Source organism: Paracoccus niistensis (genome assembly GCF_042432925.1).
In the GTDB taxonomy this organism is placed as follows: Bacteria; Pseudomonadota; Alphaproteobacteria; order Rhodobacterales; family Rhodobacteraceae; genus Paracoccus; species Paracoccus niistensis.
Map to the genome: position 1 here is coordinate 265,750 of NZ_JBHLWE010000029.1, position 16,669 is coordinate 282,418.

Consider the following 16,669-nt stretch of genomic DNA (forward strand, 5'->3'; position numbering starts at 1 on the left):
TTGAAGATGACCGATCACGTTGAGCGCGCAGGTTTGCAGGTGGCAGCCCCCTTGGCCGAGTTGGTCGAAAAGGACCTGCTGACCGGCGGCGTCACGCCCCAAGCCTTCTGGGACGGCTATGCCGCGCTGCTGCGCGAGCTTGCCCCCGAGAACCGGGCCTTGCTGAAGCGCCGCGACGAGTTGCAGGCGCAGATCGACGACTGGCACCGCACCCGCCGCGGCCAGCCCCATGACGCCGAAGCCTATCGCGCCTTCCTGCGCGAGATCGGCTATCTGGTGGACGAGCCCGCGCCCTTCACCATCGGCACGACCAACGTGGACCCGGAACTGGCGCAGGTCGCGGGCCCGCAGCTTGTCGTTCCGATCAGCAACGCCCGCTTTGCCCTGAACGCGGCGAACGCGCGCTGGGGCTCGCTGTATGACGCGCTTTACGGCACCGACGCGCTGCCGGGGAAAGCCGCTCCGGGCGGCTATGATGCCGGGCGCGGCGCGCAGGTGATCGCCTGGGCGCGCAAGCACCTCGATTCCGTGGCGCCGCTGGACGGCGCCTCCTGGGCCGACATCACGGGCATGAAGGCCGAGGGCGGCCGTCTGGTCCTGACCACGGGCGCGGGCGAGACCGGCCTTGCCGATACGGCCCAATTTGCGGGCACCAGCGGCGAGGACGTGTTCCTGCGCGTGAACGGCCTGCTGATCCGGCTGAAGGTGGACCGCAGCACGCCCATCGGCCGCGACGACAAGGCGGGCATCTCGGACGTCATCCTGGAAAGCGCCCTGACGGCGATCCAGGACTTCGAGGACTCGGTCGCCGCCGTCGATGCCGAGGACAAGGTCGCCAACTACCGCAACTGGCTGGGCCTGATGCGCGGCGACCTGACCGACACCTTCGAGAAGGGCGGGCGGCAGATGACGCGCCGTCTGGCCGAGGACGTGACCTATACCGACCCGCAGGGGAACGAGGTCACCCATCCCGGCCGCGCCGTGCTGCTGGTCCGCAACGTCGGCCACCTGATGACCACCGACGCCGTGCTGCTGGACGGGCAGGAAACGCCCGAGGGCATCATGGACGCCCTGATGACCGTCGCCGGCGCCATGCATGACCTGCCCGCCAGGCGGAACTCGCGCACCGGCTCGATCTATGTCGTGAAGCCGAAGATGCATGGCCCTGACGAGGTCGCCTTTGCAGAACGGCTTTATGCCGGCGTCGAGCGTATTCTCGGCCTGCCCGCCAACACCGTGAAGCTGGGCGTGATGGACGAGGAACGCCGGACCTCGGCCAACCTCGCGGCCTGCCTCGCGCAGGTGAAGGACCGCGTCGTGTTCATCAACACGGGCTTCCTCGACCGCACGGGCGACGAGATCCACACCTCGATGGAAGCCGGGCCGATGGTGCCGAAAGCGCGCATGAAGGATCAGGCGTGGCTGGGGGCCTACGAGGCCGGAAACGTGGACACCGGCCTTGCGCTGGGTCTGGCGGGCCGGGGCCAGATCGGCAAGGGCATGTGGGCCAAGCCCGACGACATGGCCGACATGCTGAAGGCCAAGATCGGCCATCCGCAGGCGGGCGCCAACACCGCCTGGGTGCCGTCGCCCACCGCCGCCACGCTGCACGCGACGCATTACCACCAGGTGTCCGTCCACGAGGTGCAGGAAGGGCTGCGCTCGCGCGAAAAGCCCTCGCTTGACGCATTGCTGACGCCGCCGCTGCTGGGGGGCGCGAACCTCTCGCCCGACGAGGTCGCCTATGAGATCGACAACTCCTGCCAGTCGATCCTGGGCTATGTCGTGCGCTGGGTGGACCAGGGCATCGGCTGTTCCAAGGTGCCCGACTACGAGGACGTGGCGCTGATGGAGGACCGGGCGACGCTGCGGATCTCGGCCCAGCATCTGGCGAACTGGCTGAAGCACGGGATCATCACCGAAGCGCAGGTGCAGGATTCGCTGGCGCGCATGGCCGAGAAGGTGGACCGCCAGAACGCGGGCGATCCGCTGTACCAGCCGATGGCACCGGCGCTGGACGGCCCGGCCTTCAACGCCGCGCGCGACCTGATCCTGAAGGGGGCCGAACAGCCCTCGGGCTATACCGAGCCGCTGCTGCACGCCGCGCGCCGGGCGGCCAAGGCCCGGGCCTAAAGCAGCCACTCGATCGGCAACCTGCCGATCAGCCACAACAACGCGCGCTGGGCGAAATTGGTGCCCGGCTCTCGGCGGTGGACGATCTCGGCGTCGTCCACCGCAGGCTCGTGCCAGACCAGCCGCCCGCCCTTGTCCCGGCGCGGGCCGTAGCTGACCAGCGGCAGCACCTCGTCCAGTCCCCGGCTGACCTCGGAAGCCAAGCGGGGACTGTCGATCATCACCCCCATCTCGGTGTTGAAGATGATCGAGCGGGGATCGAAATTGAACGAGCCGATGAAGATCCGCTCGTGGTCCACGCAGACCGTCTTGGAATGCAGGCTCGCGCGGGTCGAGGTGCCGGGGGTGCGCGGCTCGGGCGGCATGCCGCGGTTGGCGCGCAGCTCGTACAGGCGCACGCCAGTGTCGATCAGCCGCGGGCGGTATTTCACATAGGCTGAATGGACGACCAGCACGTCCGTCGCCTCCTGCGAGTTCGTGAGGATGCGGACCTGCCGCCCTTCGGCGACCAGCCGCGCCAGACGCTGGGTGAAACGCTTGCCGGGCACGAAATAGGCCGAGATGATGTCCACCGAGTCCTCTGGGCTGGCGATCATCCGCATCAGCCGCGCGAACATCAGGTCGCGGTTGCGGTGCCGGCCCAATCCCTTGGCGGGATCGTCGCTGATCAGCGTGACCGGCGTCCAGTCCAGCGCCAGCCGCCCCTGCACCATGTCCTGCACCAGGGGCCGCGTCACCACGGTCTGCCGGTAGGCCAGCGCCCGGTCGTCCGCCAGCAGCACGTCCAGGTCGCTGCGGGCGCTGGTTTCGCCCGGGGCGGGCAGGATCAGCTCGGCTGGATAGGCCGAGCCGCTGGCCCAGTAGCGGTCGAAGTCCTCGCCCGCGTCCACCGCCACCCGGCCCATCGCCAGCACGTCGGTGTCGAGGTAATGCGGCCCCTCGCCATAGGCGAAATAGATGTCACCGATGTTGCGCCCGCCGAGGATCGCCGCCGCGCCATCCGCGACCATCAGCTTGTTGTGCATCCGCCGGTTCAGGCGGCGGAAATCGAAAAGATAGCCCAGCAGCTTGGGGCGGCGCAGGATGAAGGGATTGAACAGCCGCACCTCGACATTCGGATGCGCGTTCAGCGCGGCCAGATCGGCGTCCAGCCCCGAGATGCCGTTGTCGTCCAGAAGCAGCCGGACGCGCACGCCGCGTTCCGCCGCCTGACGCAATTCGTCCAGCAGGACGAGCCCGGTCATGTCGCGCTGCCAGATGTAATACTGGACGTCCAGCGCCACCTCGGCCTCGCGGATCAGCGAAATGCGCGCGCCGAAGGCGTCCAGCCCGTCATGCAGCGCCACGACCCCGCTGACGCTGGACCGCGCGCCCCCATGCGCCAGGACCGCGCGGCCGATCGTGGTGGCGTCGGACAGGTGCACCGCCTCGCTGACCGTGCGGTTCCTCAGCGAGGGCGGGCGGTAATACAGCCGCAGGATCGCCAGGACGAGCGCCGGGACGATGACGAAAAGGGCCGCAAGCTCCATGGGGATGATCCGCGCCGCGGCGCCCTGTTCTGACGATTCTCCCGGTCAGGCCAGCGCGCGGGCGATCTCGTCGGCACTGGCAGCGGTCAGGGTCTTGGCGACCTCCTTCACCACCTTCTGCTCCAGCATCTTGTGATAGTTCTTCCGCATGACGCCCAGCGTGTTCGGATCGGCGATGATCGCCAGTTCCTGCACCTTGTTCTGCAGAACCATGAGGTTCAGCCGCTCGGTCAGCTGCTTGGCGAAGGTCGCCTCGTCCTCGTCGCGGGGGGGCGTGTCGTCGGGCTGCCGGCCTTGGCTTTCGTCCTGCAGGTTGGCAGGGCCGATCCGCTCGACCTCCTCAAGCTCGATCCTGAACTTGCCGGTGTTGCGGAACAGCACGGCCTTTTTCCCGTCGGCAACGACGACCAGCGCATCACGAGACAGCATGTTCTTGTCCTTTCGGGTTTATTCCCGACCAGAACGCCCCCCTGTCACGCCGGTTCCTGCCGCAGGTTGCCACAGAAGCCGCGGATACGGGCGATGGCATCGGCCAGCTGCTCGTCCGAGGCGGCATAGCTGATGCGGAAATGCGGCGAGAGGCCGAAGGCCTCGCCGAAGACGACGGCGACGCCGGTCGCGTTCAGCAGCTCCATCGCGAAGGTGCGGTCGTCGGCGATGACCGTGCCCCCGGGCGTGCGGCGGCCGATCAGGCGCGCGATCGAGGGATAGACGTAGAAGGCCCCCTGCGGGGTGGGGCAGTCGATCCCCTCGCACTGGTTCAGGCCCGAGACGACCAGGTCGCGACGGCGCTGGAAGGCCGCTCGGCTTTCCGTGATGTAGTCCTGCGGCCCGGTCAGCGCGGCCAGCGCCGCATATTGGCTGATCGAGCAAGGGTTCGAGGTCGATTGCCCCTGCACGTTCGCCATCGCCCTGATCAGTTCGACCGGCCCCGCGCCATAACCGATCCGCCAGCCGGTCATCGCATAGGCCTTGCTGACGCCGTTCATGGTCAGCGTGCGGTCGATCAGCCGCGGTTCCACCTGCGCCGGCGTCACGAAGCGGAAATCGTCATAGACGAGATGTTCGTAGATGTCGTCGGCCAGCACCCAGACATGGGGATGCCGCAGCAGAACGTCCGTCAGGGCGCGCATGTGCTCTTGGCCATAGCCCGCGCCGGTGGGGTTCGAGGGCGAGTTCAGGATGACCCATTTCGTCTGCGGCGTGATCGCCGCCTCAAGCTGCTCGGGCGTGATGCGGTAGCCGTTTTCCAAGCTGCCGGTGACGATCACGGGCGTGCCGCCGCCCAAGCTCACCATGTCGGGATAGCTGACCCAGTAGGGTGCGGGGATGATGACCTCGTCGCCGGGGTTCAGCGTCGCCATCAGCGCGTTGTAGAGGATCTGCTTGCCGCCTGTGCCCACGGTGATCTGCCGGGGCGAATAGTCCAGCCCGTTCTCGCGCCGGAACTTGTCGGCGACCGCGCGCTTCAGCTCCGGGATGCCGTCCACGGCGGTATAGCGGGTGTGGCCCGCGTCGATGGCGGCCTTGCCGGCCTCGCGGATATGGGCAGGGGTGTCGAAATCCGGCTCTCCGGCCGACAGGCTGATGATGTCTCGGCCCTCTGCCGCCAGTTCGCGCGCCAGGTTCGTCATGGCGATGGTAGGCGAGGGTTTGACGCGGGACAGGGTCTGCGACAGAAAGCTCATCGGCGCGCTCCGGAACCATGGGGGACGGGGTGGTGATAGGCGCGGGGCGGCACCGTCGCAAGCGCAGGAGGAATGCGAATGGATGATCACAAGGCCCGGCTGAAGCGGATCGTCATGCGCAGCTGGCGGCGCGGCACGCGCGAGATGGACCTGATCCTCGGCCCCTTCGCAGAAGCCGAGTTGGCCGCGATGGATGCCGAAAGCCTTGACGCCTACGAGCGGCTGCTGGAGGAAAACGACCAGGACCTCTACCCCTGGATCACGGCGCGGCTGGGCGGCGGAACGGCAGGACCGCAGGTCCATGCGCCCATGCTGGACCGCATCGCGGCCCATGCCCAAGGCCGGCTGAGGGAAATCCGCGGCGCTTAACCGAATCTTGGGACGTCGGTGTCAGGGTGGCGGGAAAGACGCCAAACGGATGCCTGTCATGACCCGACTTGCCGTGCTGCGCCCCTCCGCGACGCCTGTGCCTCCTGCCGACGACCTGCCCGAGGTGCTGGAGCCTTATCTCGAAAGCCTGCAGATCCTCGACCGGCTGCACCGGCTGATGCTGGACCTGATCAAGGACGAGTTCGAGCGCCTGCGGCACGAGGACCTGACGCCGGTGCAGGCGCTTTTGCTGTTCAACCTCGGCAATGCCGAGGTTTCGGCGGGCGAACTGCGGTCGCGCGGGATGTATCAGGGCTCGAACGTCAGCTACAACCTCAAGAAGCTGGTGCAGATGGGCTATGTCCACCATCAGCGCTCGGAAATGGACCGCCGCTCGGTCCGCGTCCGCCTGACCCCGCGCGGCGAGGAGGTGCGCGAGATCATCGGGCAGATGTTCCTGCGCCACGCGGCGGGTCTGCAGGCCTCGGGCGTGCTGGACGACCCGCCGCTTCCGCAGGTGAACCTGCAATGGCGGCGGGTCGAGCGTTTCTGGGCCGATCAGATCCGCTACATCTATTGACCCCTTACCAGTGGCCGGTGTTGCCCATGCTGGCCCAAGGCTCCTGCGGCGGCAGGGAACCGCCCTTCTGCAGCAGTTCGATCGAGACGTTGTCGGGGCTGCGGACAAAGGCCATGTGGCCATCGCGCGGCGGGCGGTTGATCGTCACGCCATTGTCCATCAGGTGCTGGCACGCGGCATAGATGTCGTCCACCTCATAGGCCAGGTGCCCGAAATGGCGGCTGTCCGAGGGCAGGCCCTCGTCGCCGTCCCAGTTGTACGTCAGTTCGACCGGAGTTTCCGGCTGGCCGGGCGGGGCCATGAAGACCAGCGTGAAGCGGCCCTGCTCGCTTTCCACCCGCCGGATCTCCTCCAGCCCCAGCAGGCGATAGAAGGCCATGCTGGCCTCCAGATCCTTCACGCGGACCATGGTGTGCAGATAACGCATCGTGCTTCTCCCGTTTGGTGCGGCGGCAATGGTGGCACGCGGCGGTGCGGATCGCTAGAGACAGGGAAAGAGAAGCCGAGAGGACGCCATGCCCCTGACCCCCGAGCAGCAAGCCGAGATCGACGAGGCCCGCGCCACCCCGCGCCAGACGCTGCGCGCCGTCAGCGAGGGGATGGAGCGGCACCTGTATGTGGCCCATCCCGTGCTGGACCACGGGCTTCTGCGCGTCATCGACTACATGGGCGACGATTCCGCCATCGTGCAGGCGGCGCGCGTCAGCTATGGCCGCGGCACCAAGGCCGTGTCGAACGACGAGGGGTTGATCCGCTACCTGATGCGGCACTGGCACTCGACGCCCTTCGAGATGTGTGAGGTCAAGTTCCACGTCAAGCTGCCGGTCTTCGTCGCCCGCCAGTGGATCCGCCACCGGACCGCGAACGTGAACGAATATTCCGCCCGCTACTCGATCCTCGACCGCGAGTTCTACATTCCCGCACCCGAGCAGCTTGCCGCCCAGTCTACGGTGAACAACCAGGGCCGCGGCGTGGTGCTGTCGGGGGAGGAGGCGCAGCGCGTGCTGGACATCCTGCGCGAGGACGCCACGCGGTCTTATGACCATTACGAGGACATGCTGAGCCAGGAGGGCCAGCAGGGCCTCGCCCGGGAACTCGCGCGGATGAACCTGCCCGCGAACATCTATACCCAGTGGTACTGGAAGACCGACCTCCACAACCTGTTCCACTTCCTGCGCCTGCGCGCCGACGCCCACGCGCAATACGAGATCCGCGTCTATGCCGAGGCCATGTGCCGCATCGTGGCCGACTGGGTCCCGCTCGCCTACGCCGCCTTCGAGGACTACCGGCTAGGGGGGGTGTCCTTGTCCGGGAAAGCCGTGGAGGTGCTGAAGCGGCGGCTGTCCGGCGAGACGGTCACGCAGGAGACCAGCGGGATGAGCAAGGGCGAATGGCGGGAGTTTGAAGGGGTGTGGGGGTGAAGGGAGCGTAGGGTGCGTGCTTTGCACGCGCCATCCGACGATCCCAAATGGCGCGTGCAAAGCACGCACCCTACGGATCTCAAGATCATCTCCGAGCGGCGGTGGCGCACCTGCTCGACCGCGCCCTCCTCCAGCAGGTCCGAGTCCCCACCACGGGTACCACGACGGGCAGGTCCCTCCAGCGCACCCTCTCAAAAAAACCCGATCATCCGCCCAGCGACCAGCACCCCCAGCCAGCACAGCGCCGAGATTCCCGCGGCCCAGCGCACCCGGCTTGTGACTGCGCCGCCGTCCTGCACCGTCCGCCATGATCTTGCCCGGTGCAGGACCGACAGGTTGAGCAGCGCCAGCGCGATCAGCAGCATCTTGGTGCGGAAGACCGGCATCGGCAGGTACTCCATCGGCTGGACCGACAGCAGCACCGCTCCGGTCACGACAGCCAGCGCCAGCCCCGCAGCCGCGATCCGGCTGAGGAAGGCGGCCAGCGTGGACAGCGGCGGGCCGTGGCGCCAGCCCATCAGCCGCAGGTCCAAGGGCAGGATCGCCCCCAGCAGCAGGCCGATGCCGAGGATATGGGCCGCGTTCACCAGCGCATAGGCCCAGACCGAGCGGCGCAGCGGACCGACGAAGGGCAGGGAGGTCAGCAGGTCGGCGAGTGCCTGCATCCGGTCAGACGCCGGGCGGGATGCGCTCGGGGTAGAAGTCGAAGTCGCGGCCGTCGATCGTGATCCGCACCGCCTTGATCAGCGCCTTCGAGGCGTCCTGGTCGCGGTTCCCCAGGACCTCGACCCGGGTGCCGGGCGCGGCGGTCCCTTCCACGAAACCCGCCCGCCGGGTGCGGCCCGGGTTGCCCAGTTCGACCGTCCAGACCGTGCCCTGCGCGTCCTCGACCAGCAGCGTGGGGTGGGGCGGCGCGATGGTGATTTCGGTGATGGTCCCGGTCAGGCGGCTAAGCTGGTCCTCGGCCCAGGACCAGCCGTGATGCGCGAGCGCGGCTGTCGTCACGAAAGCAGTGGCGGCGGCAAGGCAGGTCGTGCGAATCATCAGCTCCTCCGCGCGTTCTGGACTTCAGCTTAGCCGCTTGGGTGCAACGCCGCGCTCACATCGGTGCGAGAGGCGCGCGGGTCATGCGGCGAACCCATTTCGCGACGGCCAGCGACAGCCTTCATCTCGGGGCATGCTCTCCGCCCGCCCGCGCGCCCTTCCATGGATCACGTGCAATCGCCGCATCTCCGTTGCCACGTCCTCGCCGGCCAAGGCCAGGGCGCGTGGTCTGCATGCACCACCCCCGCAGAGCACGCAGGCTACGTTCTTCGAACCTTTGCCACCCACGCCCTGACCACCCGCACACTCTCCCCCTCATCCAGCCAAGGGATATGCCCGCGCCCCGGCACCTTGCCGTAGATCATGTCCGGCCGCCTCCGGCGCATCTCCTCGACCGCGTCCTCGCCCAGCAGGTCCGAGCCCTCGCCGTGGATCAGCGCGATCGGCAGGCCCTCCAGCGCATCGAACAGGGGCCAGGCGGTGGCGTCGGGGTTCTTGAAGGCGGCAAGGAAGGCCTCGCGCAGGGCGGGGTCGTAGGTCAGGTTCACGCCGTCCTCGACCTGGCGGTAGAGGCGGGCGGCCTCCTCCTCCCACCGGCCCTCGGGGACCTCGCCGAAGCCGCGCAGCGTGCGGGGCAGGCGCTCGGCCACCTCGGCCAGCGTCCGGGCCGTGGGGCGGCGGCCGACATAGTCCATGATCGCCTCCAGCCCCTCGCGCCGAAGCTGGGGGCCGACGTCGTTCAGGCAGACGCCCAGCAGCCGGTCCTTGGCGACGGCTGCCAGGTACATGGCGATCAGCCCCCCGCGCGAGGTGCCGACGATGGCCGCTTTCTGAATCCCGAGGTGATCCAGCAGCGCCAGCGCGTCCGCGCCTTCCTGCGGGACGGTATAGGTGGCGGCGCCCGTCCAGTCGGACTGCCCGCGCCCGCGATAGTCCATGCGGATCATCCAGCAGTCGGCCAGCGTCGGCGCGAGATAGTCGAAGTCGTCCATGCTGCGCGTCAGTCCCGCGAGGCACAGGACCGGCAGCCCCTCGCCCTCGTCCCGATAGGCGATCCGCGCGCCATCCGCGGCGGTGAAATGCTGCACGTCCATGAACCGTCCCCCTGATCTGGCGGGCATCCTGACGCGCGCGCCCGGCGGGGGCAACAGCGGGTTGACCCGCGCGACCGCCGGGGGCACATCCGCCGGATGCAGGGAAAGGGGATCAGCGGCGCGGCGGCGGCTTTGCAAAGGGGTGCAGGGGCATGATCTTCGCCGTTGTCGGTCCCTCTGGTGCGGGCAAGGACACGCTGATTGCAGGCGCCCTGCAGCGTCGGCCCGACCTGCGGCTTGCCCGCCGCGTCATCACCCGCCCAACCGAGGCCGGAGGCGAGGATTTCGAGGGCGTCACGCCTGCGGAATTCGCCGCCCGCAAGGCGCGGGGCGAGTTCGCGCTGGACTGGAAGGCGCATGGCCTGTGCTACGGCATCCCCCAAGACCAGCTGCAGGGAGGGGACGTGATCTTCAACGGAAGCCGTGCCGCTCTGCCCGCCGCGCAGGCGCTGTTCCCCGGATTGCGGGTGATCCTCGTCACCGCATCGCCCCCCGTGCTGGCCGCCCGCCTTGCCGCGCGGGGCCGCGAAAGCGAGGCCGACATCCGCGAGCGGCTCGGGCGCGCCTCTTTTGACCTGCCGCCCGGCACCTGCGCCACGGTGGTCATGAACGACGGCGCGGTGGAAGACGGCGTGGCGCGGCTGCTGGCGGCGCTTCAGCCGGACAGAGCGGCGCGGTGAAGCAGGTGGAAGCGGCCCCCTGTATCCTCGCCGAAAAGGCACAGGTCCTCGATCACGAAGGGGCGCGGCAGGACGGGGGACAGGTGGTCCCGAAGGGCTGCCATGACCGGGGCGCGCTGGTCCTCGGACAGCTTGTCTGTCAGGGTCAGGTGGAACTGGAACTCCTCCATGATGAAGGGATAGCCCCAGCGGTCGAGCAGCTCGCGCTGGCGCGGCGACAGCTGCTCGGGCTTGCGGCGAGCGATTTCCTCTTGCGTCAGCGGCGCGCGCAGCGGGTTCGTGCCCTCGACCACGGCCGCGGCAAGGGCCTGCAGCGCGTCGTCGCACGCTTCCGGGAGCAGCGCGAGGAAGCCATGCAGGTCCACCATTCGCAGCCCCTCGCAGGTCACGGGGGCAAGCCGGACCGCCAGCGCCTCGACCGCCGCCACAGCATCGTCAGGGCTGACGCCTTCACCCAAACGGAAGGGCGCACGGATCGTGCCGTGGAAGCCGTATTTCCGCGGATCGCGCGTGAGTTCCACCGCCGGGCGGGGCAGGCCGGGCAGGTCGGGCTGCGCCACCTCGCGTCCCGCTTCGGGATCCCAGCCCAGCCAGGCGGCGGTGCGGGACGCAAACTCTCCTTGGCGCGGCGCGTAATAGACGGCAAAGCGTTTCATCCATACCTCCCGGGATGCTGACCCTGAACGGCCCGCATGACGGGGGCGTTCCGCATCCGCAAGACAGGACTGCCCGATGACCGACACGATCCTCGCCAATGCCACCCTGGTCCTGCCGACCGAGACCCTGCGCGGCCAGGTCCGGCTGTCCGGGGGCCGGATCGCCGAGATCGCCGAAGGCGCGGGCGTCCCGCAGGGCGCCATCGACTGCGAGGGCGACCTGGTCATGCCGGGGCTGGTCGAGCTGCACACCGACAACCTGGAACGCCATATCCAGCCGCGCCCGCGCGTGGATTGGCCGCACCAGGCCGCGATCATCGCCCACGACGCGGAACTGGCCAGTGTCGGGATCACCACGGTCTTCGACGCGCTGCGCGTGGGCTCGGTCGTCTCGAACGAGGACGCGAACTACGGCGAATACGCCCGTGCGCTGGCCGACGAGATCCTGGAACTGCGCGGGCAGGGGGCGCTGCGGATCAGCCATTTCCTGCACCTGCGGGCCGAGATCTGTTCCGAAACGCTGGTCGAAGAAATGGCCAAGTTCGGCCCCGACGACAGCGTCGGCATTGTCAGCCTGATGGACCACACGCCGGGCGAGCGGCAGTTCCGCGACGTGAGCAAGCTGCGCGAATTCGCGCTGTCCCGCTATGGGCTGACAGACGAGGTCTTCCGCCAGCATGTCGCCGAACAGCGCGCGCTCCGCGCCCGCGTGGGCGACCTGCACGAAGCGACCGCCGTGGCCGAGGCCGGGCGCTATGGCGCGGTGCTGGCAAGCCACGACGACACCACGGAGGGTCAGGTGGCCGTCAGTGCGCACCACGGTGTCCATTTCGCCGAGTTCCCCACCACGGCCGAGGCGGCGCGGGCCTGTCATGACCATGGCATCCGCGTGATGATGGGGGCGCCAAACCTGATCCGGGGCGGCTCGCACAGCGGGAACGTCGCGGCCGAGGAACTGGCGCGGGCGGACCTGCTGGATATCCTGTCCTCGGACTATGTGCCCTCGTCGCTGCTGTCGGGCGCGCTGATGCTGGGCGACCTGTGGGGCGACATGGCGCGGGGGATCGCCTGCGTGACAGCCGCGCCTTCCCAGGCGACGGGGCTGGACGACCGCGGGCGCCTGAGCCTTGGTGCCCGGGCCGACGTGATCCGCGTGGCGCGCATCGGCCAGGCGGCGGCCGTGCGCGGCGCCTGGGTCGAGGGGCGGCGCGTCTGATCCCCGCCGCGCGCCCCGCGCTCAGATGTTCTCGGGCTGCGGCATTCCCAGGACGTGATAGCCGCCGTCCACGGTCACGACCTCTCCGGTCGTGCAGGCGCCCCAGTCCGAGGCGAGCCACACCGCCGTCCCGCCGATTGCCTCGAGCGTGGCGTTGGCGCGCAGGGGGGCGTTCGCCTCGGTGTGGCGATAGGTCTTGCGGGCGCCGCCAATGGCTGCCCCGGCCAGCGTCTTCATTGGGCCGGGGCTGATCGCGTTCACGCGGATGCCCTGCGGCCCGAGGTCGTTCGCCAGATAGCGCACCGCCGATTCCAGCGCCGCCTTGGCCACGCCCATGACGTTGTAGAAGGGCGTCACCCGGTTCGACCCGCCATAGGTCAGGGTCAGGATCGTGCCGCCGTCGGTCATCAGCGGCAGCGAGCGGCGGGCGACCTCGATCAGCGAATAGCAGGAAATGTCCAGCGACTGCTTGAAGTTCGCCCGGCTCGTGTCGACAAAGCGGCCGGTCAGCTCGTCCTTGTTGGAAAAGGCGATGGCATGAACCAGGATGTCCAGCCGCCCCCAGCGCTCGCCCAGGGCCGCGAAGGCCGTATCCAGCGAAGCATCGTCGGTCACGTCCACGTCCAGCAGGACGTCCGACTCGACCGACTCCGCCAAGGGCTGCACCCGCTTGCCGAAGGCCTCGCCCTGGTAGGTGAAGGCCAGTTCGGCCCCCTGCGCGGCCAGCGCCTTTGCGATGCCCCAGGCGATCGAGCGGTCATTGGCGACCCCCATCACAAGGCCGCGTTTCCCCTCGAGCAATCCCGGCATGGACAAAGATCCTTGTTATGAATGTCAGTCGCGGAACTTCGACATCACCAGCGTCGCATTGGTGCCGCCAAAGCCGAAGCTGTTGGACAGCACGCTGTCGAAATCGACGTTGTCGATGCGGCTGGTGGCAATCTCTTCCGGCCGGATCTCGGGGTCGAGTTCCGTGACGTTGGCCGAGGCGGCGATGAAGCCATGCTGCATCATCAGCAGCGAATAGATCGCCTCGTGCACGCCCGTTGCGCCGAGGCTGTGCCCGGTCAGCGATTTGGTCGAGGACACGGGCGGCACCGCACCCTCGCCGAAGACGCGGCGCAAGGCCTTGATCTCGGTGACGTCGCCCGCCGGGGTCGAGGTGCCATGCGCGTTCACGTAGCTGATCCTGCGGCCTTCCGGCAGCGTGCCGAGCGCGAGCTTCATCGACCGCTCGCCGCCCTCGCCCGAGGGGGCGACCATGTCGTAGCCGTCCGAGGTCGCGCCATAGCCCATCACCTCAGCATAGATCTTGGCGCCGCGGGCCTTCGCGTGCTCAAGCTCCTCCAGCACCACCACGCCGCCACCGCCGCCGATCACGAAGCCGTCGCGGGTCACATCGAAGGGGCGCGAGGCGGTCGCGGGCGCGTCGTTGTATTTCGACGACATCGCGCCCATCGCGTCGAACAGGCACGAAAGCGTCCAGTCCAGTTCCTCGCCGCCGCCCGCGAAGACGATGTCCTGCTTGCCCATCTGGATCAGCTCGGTCCCGTTGCCGATGCAATGGGCCGAGGTCGAGCAGGCCGACGTGATCGAGTAGTTCACGCCCTTGATGGAAAACGGCGTCGCCAGCGTGGCCGAGTTCGTCGAGGACATGCAGCGCGTGACCATGAAGGGCCCCATGCGCTTGGGGGCGCCCTTCTCGACCACGATCTGGTGGGCATTGAAGAAGTTGGACGTGGACGGCCCGCCCGAGCCCATCACGAGACCCGTGCGCGGGTTCGACACGTCGCCGGGCTCCAGTCCCGAATCCGCGACGGCCTGCTGCATGGCGATGAAGTTCCAGGCCGCGCCCTCGCCCATGAAGCGCAGGTCGCGCTTGTCCACATGGGCGGCGATGTCGATGGTCGGACGCCCCTCGACCTGGCTGCGGAAGCCGCGCTCGGCGTATTCGGGCGAAAAGACGATGCCGGAACGGCCCGTGCGCAGGCTTTCGGTGACTTCGGCGGCGTTGTTGCCGATGGGCGAGACGATCCCCAGCCCGGTGATGACGACACGGCGCATGATGCAGCCCTTCTTGTTCAGCTCTCGGAAAGAGCGACCTTCATGTCCTTGACCTGGTAGATGACCTCGCCATCGGCTTCCACGATGCCGTCGGCCACGCCCATGGTCAGCCGGCGGGTCTGCACGGCCTTGGTGAAATCGACCTTGTAGGTCAGCAGCTTGCGGTTGGGCCGGACCATTCCGGTCAGCTTGACCTCGCCCACGCCCAGCGCATAGCCGCGCCCCGTCCAGCCGCGCCAGCCCAGGTTGAAGCCGGTCAGCTGCCACAGACCGTCAAGACCGAGGCAGCCCGGCATGATCGGATTTCCGGGAAAATGGCAGGCGAAGAACCACAGGTCGGGGGTGATGTCGAACTCGGCCACCACATGGCCCTTGCCATGCGCGCCCCGGTCCTCGCTGATGTCGGTGATGCGGTCCATCATCAGCATCGGCGGCTCGGGAAGCTGGGCATTGCCGGGCCCGAACAACTCGCCGCGCGCGCAGGCCAGAAGGTCGTCGCGGTCGAAGCGGGTCTGTTCCATCGCCATGCGGTTTGGTCCTGTCTGTCCACGCCGGCCCGTGCCGGCTTTTCCCGCGTCTATCATCCGGGCGGCAAACCGCGCAAGCAGGCGAGGGCGCCTCTGCCCGGCCCACGGAATATTGCGCGCAACCTGGCGGAAGGTGGCGGGGCGCCTAAGATTTCACCGTATTTCCGCACAAAAATTGTGCAAGGCAGTTGTAGCCTGCCCAAGTCTGGGATTATGCCGCGCGCCGGAGACCCACAGCGGCGGGACGGACATGGTACGCATCGACGACAAGCTTCAACACATCCTCACCACGGTGAAGGAGCGCAACGCGGGCGAGCCCGAGTTCCACCAGGCCGTGATCGAGGTCATGGAAAGCCTTGGCCGCGTCGTCGCCAAGCACCCCGAATACCTGGAAGAGGGCCTGATCGAACGCATCTGCGAACCCGAGCGCCAGATCATCTTCCGCGTGCCGTGGATCGACGACCACAACCGCGTCCAGATCAACCGCGGCTTCCGGGTCCAGTTCAACTCGGCGCTGGGCCCCTACAAGGGCGGCATCCGCTTCCACCCCTCGGTGAACGTGGGCATCATTAAGTTCCTGGGCTTCGAGCAGACCTTCAAGAACGCGCTGACCACCATGCCCATCGGCGGCGGCAAGGGCGGCTCGGACTTCGATCCCAAGGGCCGCAGCGACCGCGAGATCATGCGCTTCTGCCAGTCCTTCATGCTGGAACTGCATCGGCACCTGGGCGAATACACCGACGTGCCGGCCGGTGACATCGGCGTGGGCGGGCGCGAGATCGGCTACATGTTCGGCCAGTACAAGCGGCTGACCAACCGCTACGAGGCGGGCGTGCTGACCGGCAAGGGCCTGTCCTACGGCGGCTCGCGCGCGCGCCCCGAGGCCACCGGCTACGGCACCGTCTTCTTCGTGCGCTCGATGCTCAAGGCCGTGGGCGAGGATTTCGAGGGCCGCACGGCGATCGTCTCGGGGTCGGGCAACGTCGCCACCTTCGCCATTGAGAAGCTGCAGGAATACGGCGCCAAGGTCGTCGCCTGCTCGGATTCGGGCGGCTATGTCGTGGACGAAAACGGGCTGGACCTCGACCTCGTGCGCGAGATCAAGGAAAAGCGCCGCGGCCGCATCTCGGAATATGCCCGCATCAAGGGCACCGGCACCTATTTCATCGAGGCCGGCAAGGGTTCTATCTGGGACATGCCCTGCGCCATCGCGCTGCCCTGCGCGACGCAGAACGAACTGACCGGCCGTCACGCCAAGACGCTGATCAAGAACGGCGTCCGCGTGGTGGCCGAGGGCGCCAACATGCCCTGCACCCCCGACGCGGTGGAAGCCTTCCGCTACGGCGAGGTGCTGTACGCGCCCGGCAAGGCCGCGAACGCGGGCGGGGTCGCCACCTCGGCGCTGGAGATGCAGCAGAACGCTTCGCGCGACAGCTGGACCTTCGAGGAAACGGTCGAGCGCCTGGACGGCATCATGACCGATATTCACAACGTCTGCGCCGAGACCGCCGAGGAATATGGCGCACCGGGCGACTATGTCCTGGGCGCCAACATCGCGGGCTTCGTCCGCGTGGCCGAGGCGATGCGCGCGCTGGGCGTCATCTGACGCAGGCCGGGGCGCGGATTGCGCGCCCTGGCTTCAGAGACGCGAAGGGGGCCGGAAGGCCC

The 16,669-nt window shown here is 68.2% G+C and carries 18 protein-coding genes; 7 read left to right on the forward strand and 11 right to left on the reverse strand.

All coding sequences use genetic code 11. From position 1 onward, the window contains the following. Positions 1-6: 6 nt before the first annotated feature. Positions 7-2,133: a malate synthase G gene (locus ACFFII_RS09810; protein WP_377698700.1), complete on the forward strand. Its 2,127-nt coding sequence runs from the start codon at positions 7-9 to the stop codon at positions 2,131-2,133. Here the strand turns inward: ACFFII_RS09810 and ACFFII_RS09815 are convergent. From ACFFII_RS09815 to ACFFII_RS09825, 3 genes are read right to left on the reverse strand one after another with little or no spacing between them, the layout of a single operon-like run. Continuing rightward, entirely contained in the window at positions 2,130-3,662 is a 1,533-nt protein-coding gene (locus ACFFII_RS09815; protein WP_377698701.1) for a phospholipase D family protein, read from the reverse strand. The genes ACFFII_RS09810 and ACFFII_RS09815 overlap by 4 nt on opposite strands. Before the next feature lie 45 nt (positions 3,663-3,707). Then, positions 3,708-4,091: a host attachment family protein gene (locus ACFFII_RS09820; RefSeq protein ID WP_377698702.1), complete on the reverse strand. Its 384-nt coding sequence runs from the start codon at positions 4,089-4,091 to the stop codon at positions 3,708-3,710. 44 nt (positions 4,092-4,135) lie between these two features. Then, entirely contained in the window at positions 4,136-5,350 is a 1,215-nt protein-coding gene (locus ACFFII_RS09825; RefSeq protein WP_377698703.1) for a pyridoxal phosphate-dependent aminotransferase, read from the reverse strand. Positions 5,351-5,428: 78 nt separating this feature from the next. On the opposite strand from ACFFII_RS09825, the gene ACFFII_RS09830 reads away from it, so the two are divergent. Then, entirely contained in the window at positions 5,429-5,719 is a 291-nt protein-coding gene (locus ACFFII_RS09830) for an FAD assembly factor SdhE (protein ID WP_377698704.1), read from the forward strand. Between the two features lie 178 nt (positions 5,720-5,897). Further along, a complete protein-coding gene (locus ACFFII_RS09835) occupies positions 5,898-6,299 on the forward strand; it encodes a winged helix DNA-binding protein (protein ID WP_245688636.1) in 402 nt (133 codons plus the stop codon). A 4-nt stretch (positions 6,300-6,303) separates the two neighbouring features. Here the strand turns inward: ACFFII_RS09835 and ACFFII_RS09840 are convergent, their stop codons facing one another. Then, positions 6,304-6,726, reverse strand: coding sequence for a VOC family protein (locus ACFFII_RS09840; RefSeq protein WP_377698705.1), 423 nt, complete (start codon positions 6,724-6,726; stop codon positions 6,304-6,306). A gap of 88 nt (positions 6,727-6,814) precedes the next feature. On the opposite strand from ACFFII_RS09840, the gene thyX reads away from it, so the two are divergent. Further along, complete coding sequence (gene thyX / locus ACFFII_RS09845) at positions 6,815-7,720, forward strand: FAD-dependent thymidylate synthase (RefSeq protein ID WP_377698706.1); 906 nt, start codon at positions 6,815-6,817, stop codon at positions 7,718-7,720. Between the two features lie 191 nt (positions 7,721-7,911). Here the strand turns inward: thyX and ACFFII_RS09850 are convergent, their stop codons facing one another. From ACFFII_RS09850 to ACFFII_RS09860, 3 genes are all read right to left on the reverse strand, one after another. Next, on the reverse strand, positions 7,912-8,385 hold the full coding sequence (locus tag ACFFII_RS09850) for a DUF2214 domain-containing protein (RefSeq protein WP_377698707.1): 474 nt from the start codon (positions 8,383-8,385) through the stop codon (positions 7,912-7,914). A gap of 4 nt (positions 8,386-8,389) precedes the next feature. After that, positions 8,390-8,764, reverse strand: a complete 375-nt coding sequence (locus ACFFII_RS09855; protein WP_377698708.1) for a DUF6152 family protein — start codon at positions 8,762-8,764, stop codon at positions 8,390-8,392. A gap of 260 nt (positions 8,765-9,024) precedes the next feature. Continuing rightward, positions 9,025-9,858: an alpha/beta fold hydrolase gene (locus ACFFII_RS09860; RefSeq protein WP_377698709.1), complete on the reverse strand. Its 834-nt coding sequence runs from the start codon at positions 9,856-9,858 to the stop codon at positions 9,025-9,027. A 152-nt stretch (positions 9,859-10,010) separates the two neighbouring features. On the opposite strand from ACFFII_RS09860, the gene phnN reads away from it, so the two are divergent. Further along, positions 10,011-10,538, forward strand: coding sequence for a phosphonate metabolism protein/1,5-bisphosphokinase (PRPP-forming) PhnN (gene phnN / locus ACFFII_RS09865; RefSeq protein WP_377698710.1), 528 nt, complete (start codon positions 10,011-10,013; stop codon positions 10,536-10,538). Here the strand turns inward: phnN and ACFFII_RS09870 are convergent. Continuing rightward, a complete protein-coding gene (locus ACFFII_RS09870) occupies positions 10,514-11,194 on the reverse strand; it encodes a DUF1045 domain-containing protein (RefSeq protein WP_377698711.1) in 681 nt (226 codons plus the stop codon). The two genes, phnN and ACFFII_RS09870, sit on opposite strands and share 25 nt — an antisense overlap. A 76-nt stretch (positions 11,195-11,270) precedes the next feature. Between ACFFII_RS09870 and ACFFII_RS09875 the strand changes: the two genes are divergently transcribed. Next, complete coding sequence (locus tag ACFFII_RS09875; protein ID WP_377698712.1) at positions 11,271-12,410, forward strand: alpha-D-ribose 1-methylphosphonate 5-triphosphate diphosphatase; 1,140 nt, start codon at positions 11,271-11,273, stop codon at positions 12,408-12,410. Positions 12,411-12,431: 21 nt separating this feature from the next. On the opposite strand, the gene ACFFII_RS09880 is transcribed toward ACFFII_RS09875, so the two are convergent. The 3 genes from ACFFII_RS09880 to fabA are packed head-to-tail and all read right to left on the reverse strand — an operon-like array spanning position 12,432 to position 15,001. Further along, positions 12,432-13,220, reverse strand: coding sequence for an enoyl-ACP reductase FabI (locus ACFFII_RS09880; RefSeq protein ID WP_377698713.1), 789 nt, complete (start codon positions 13,218-13,220; stop codon positions 12,432-12,434). Between the two features lie 24 nt (positions 13,221-13,244). After that, positions 13,245-14,474, reverse strand: coding sequence for a beta-ketoacyl-ACP synthase I (fabB, locus tag ACFFII_RS09885; RefSeq protein WP_377698714.1), 1,230 nt, complete (start codon positions 14,472-14,474; stop codon positions 13,245-13,247). 17 nt (positions 14,475-14,491) lie between these two features. After that, entirely contained in the window at positions 14,492-15,001 is a 510-nt protein-coding gene (gene fabA, locus ACFFII_RS09890) for a bifunctional 3-hydroxydecanoyl-ACP dehydratase/trans-2-decenoyl-ACP isomerase (RefSeq protein ID WP_377698715.1), read from the reverse strand. A 250-nt stretch (positions 15,002-15,251) separates the two neighbouring features. Here fabA and gdhA point away from each other — a divergent pair, with 250 nt between their 5' ends. Continuing rightward, complete coding sequence (gene gdhA / locus ACFFII_RS09895) at positions 15,252-16,607, forward strand: NADP-specific glutamate dehydrogenase (protein WP_377698716.1); 1,356 nt, start codon at positions 15,252-15,254, stop codon at positions 16,605-16,607. Positions 16,608-16,669 lie beyond the last annotated feature (62 nt).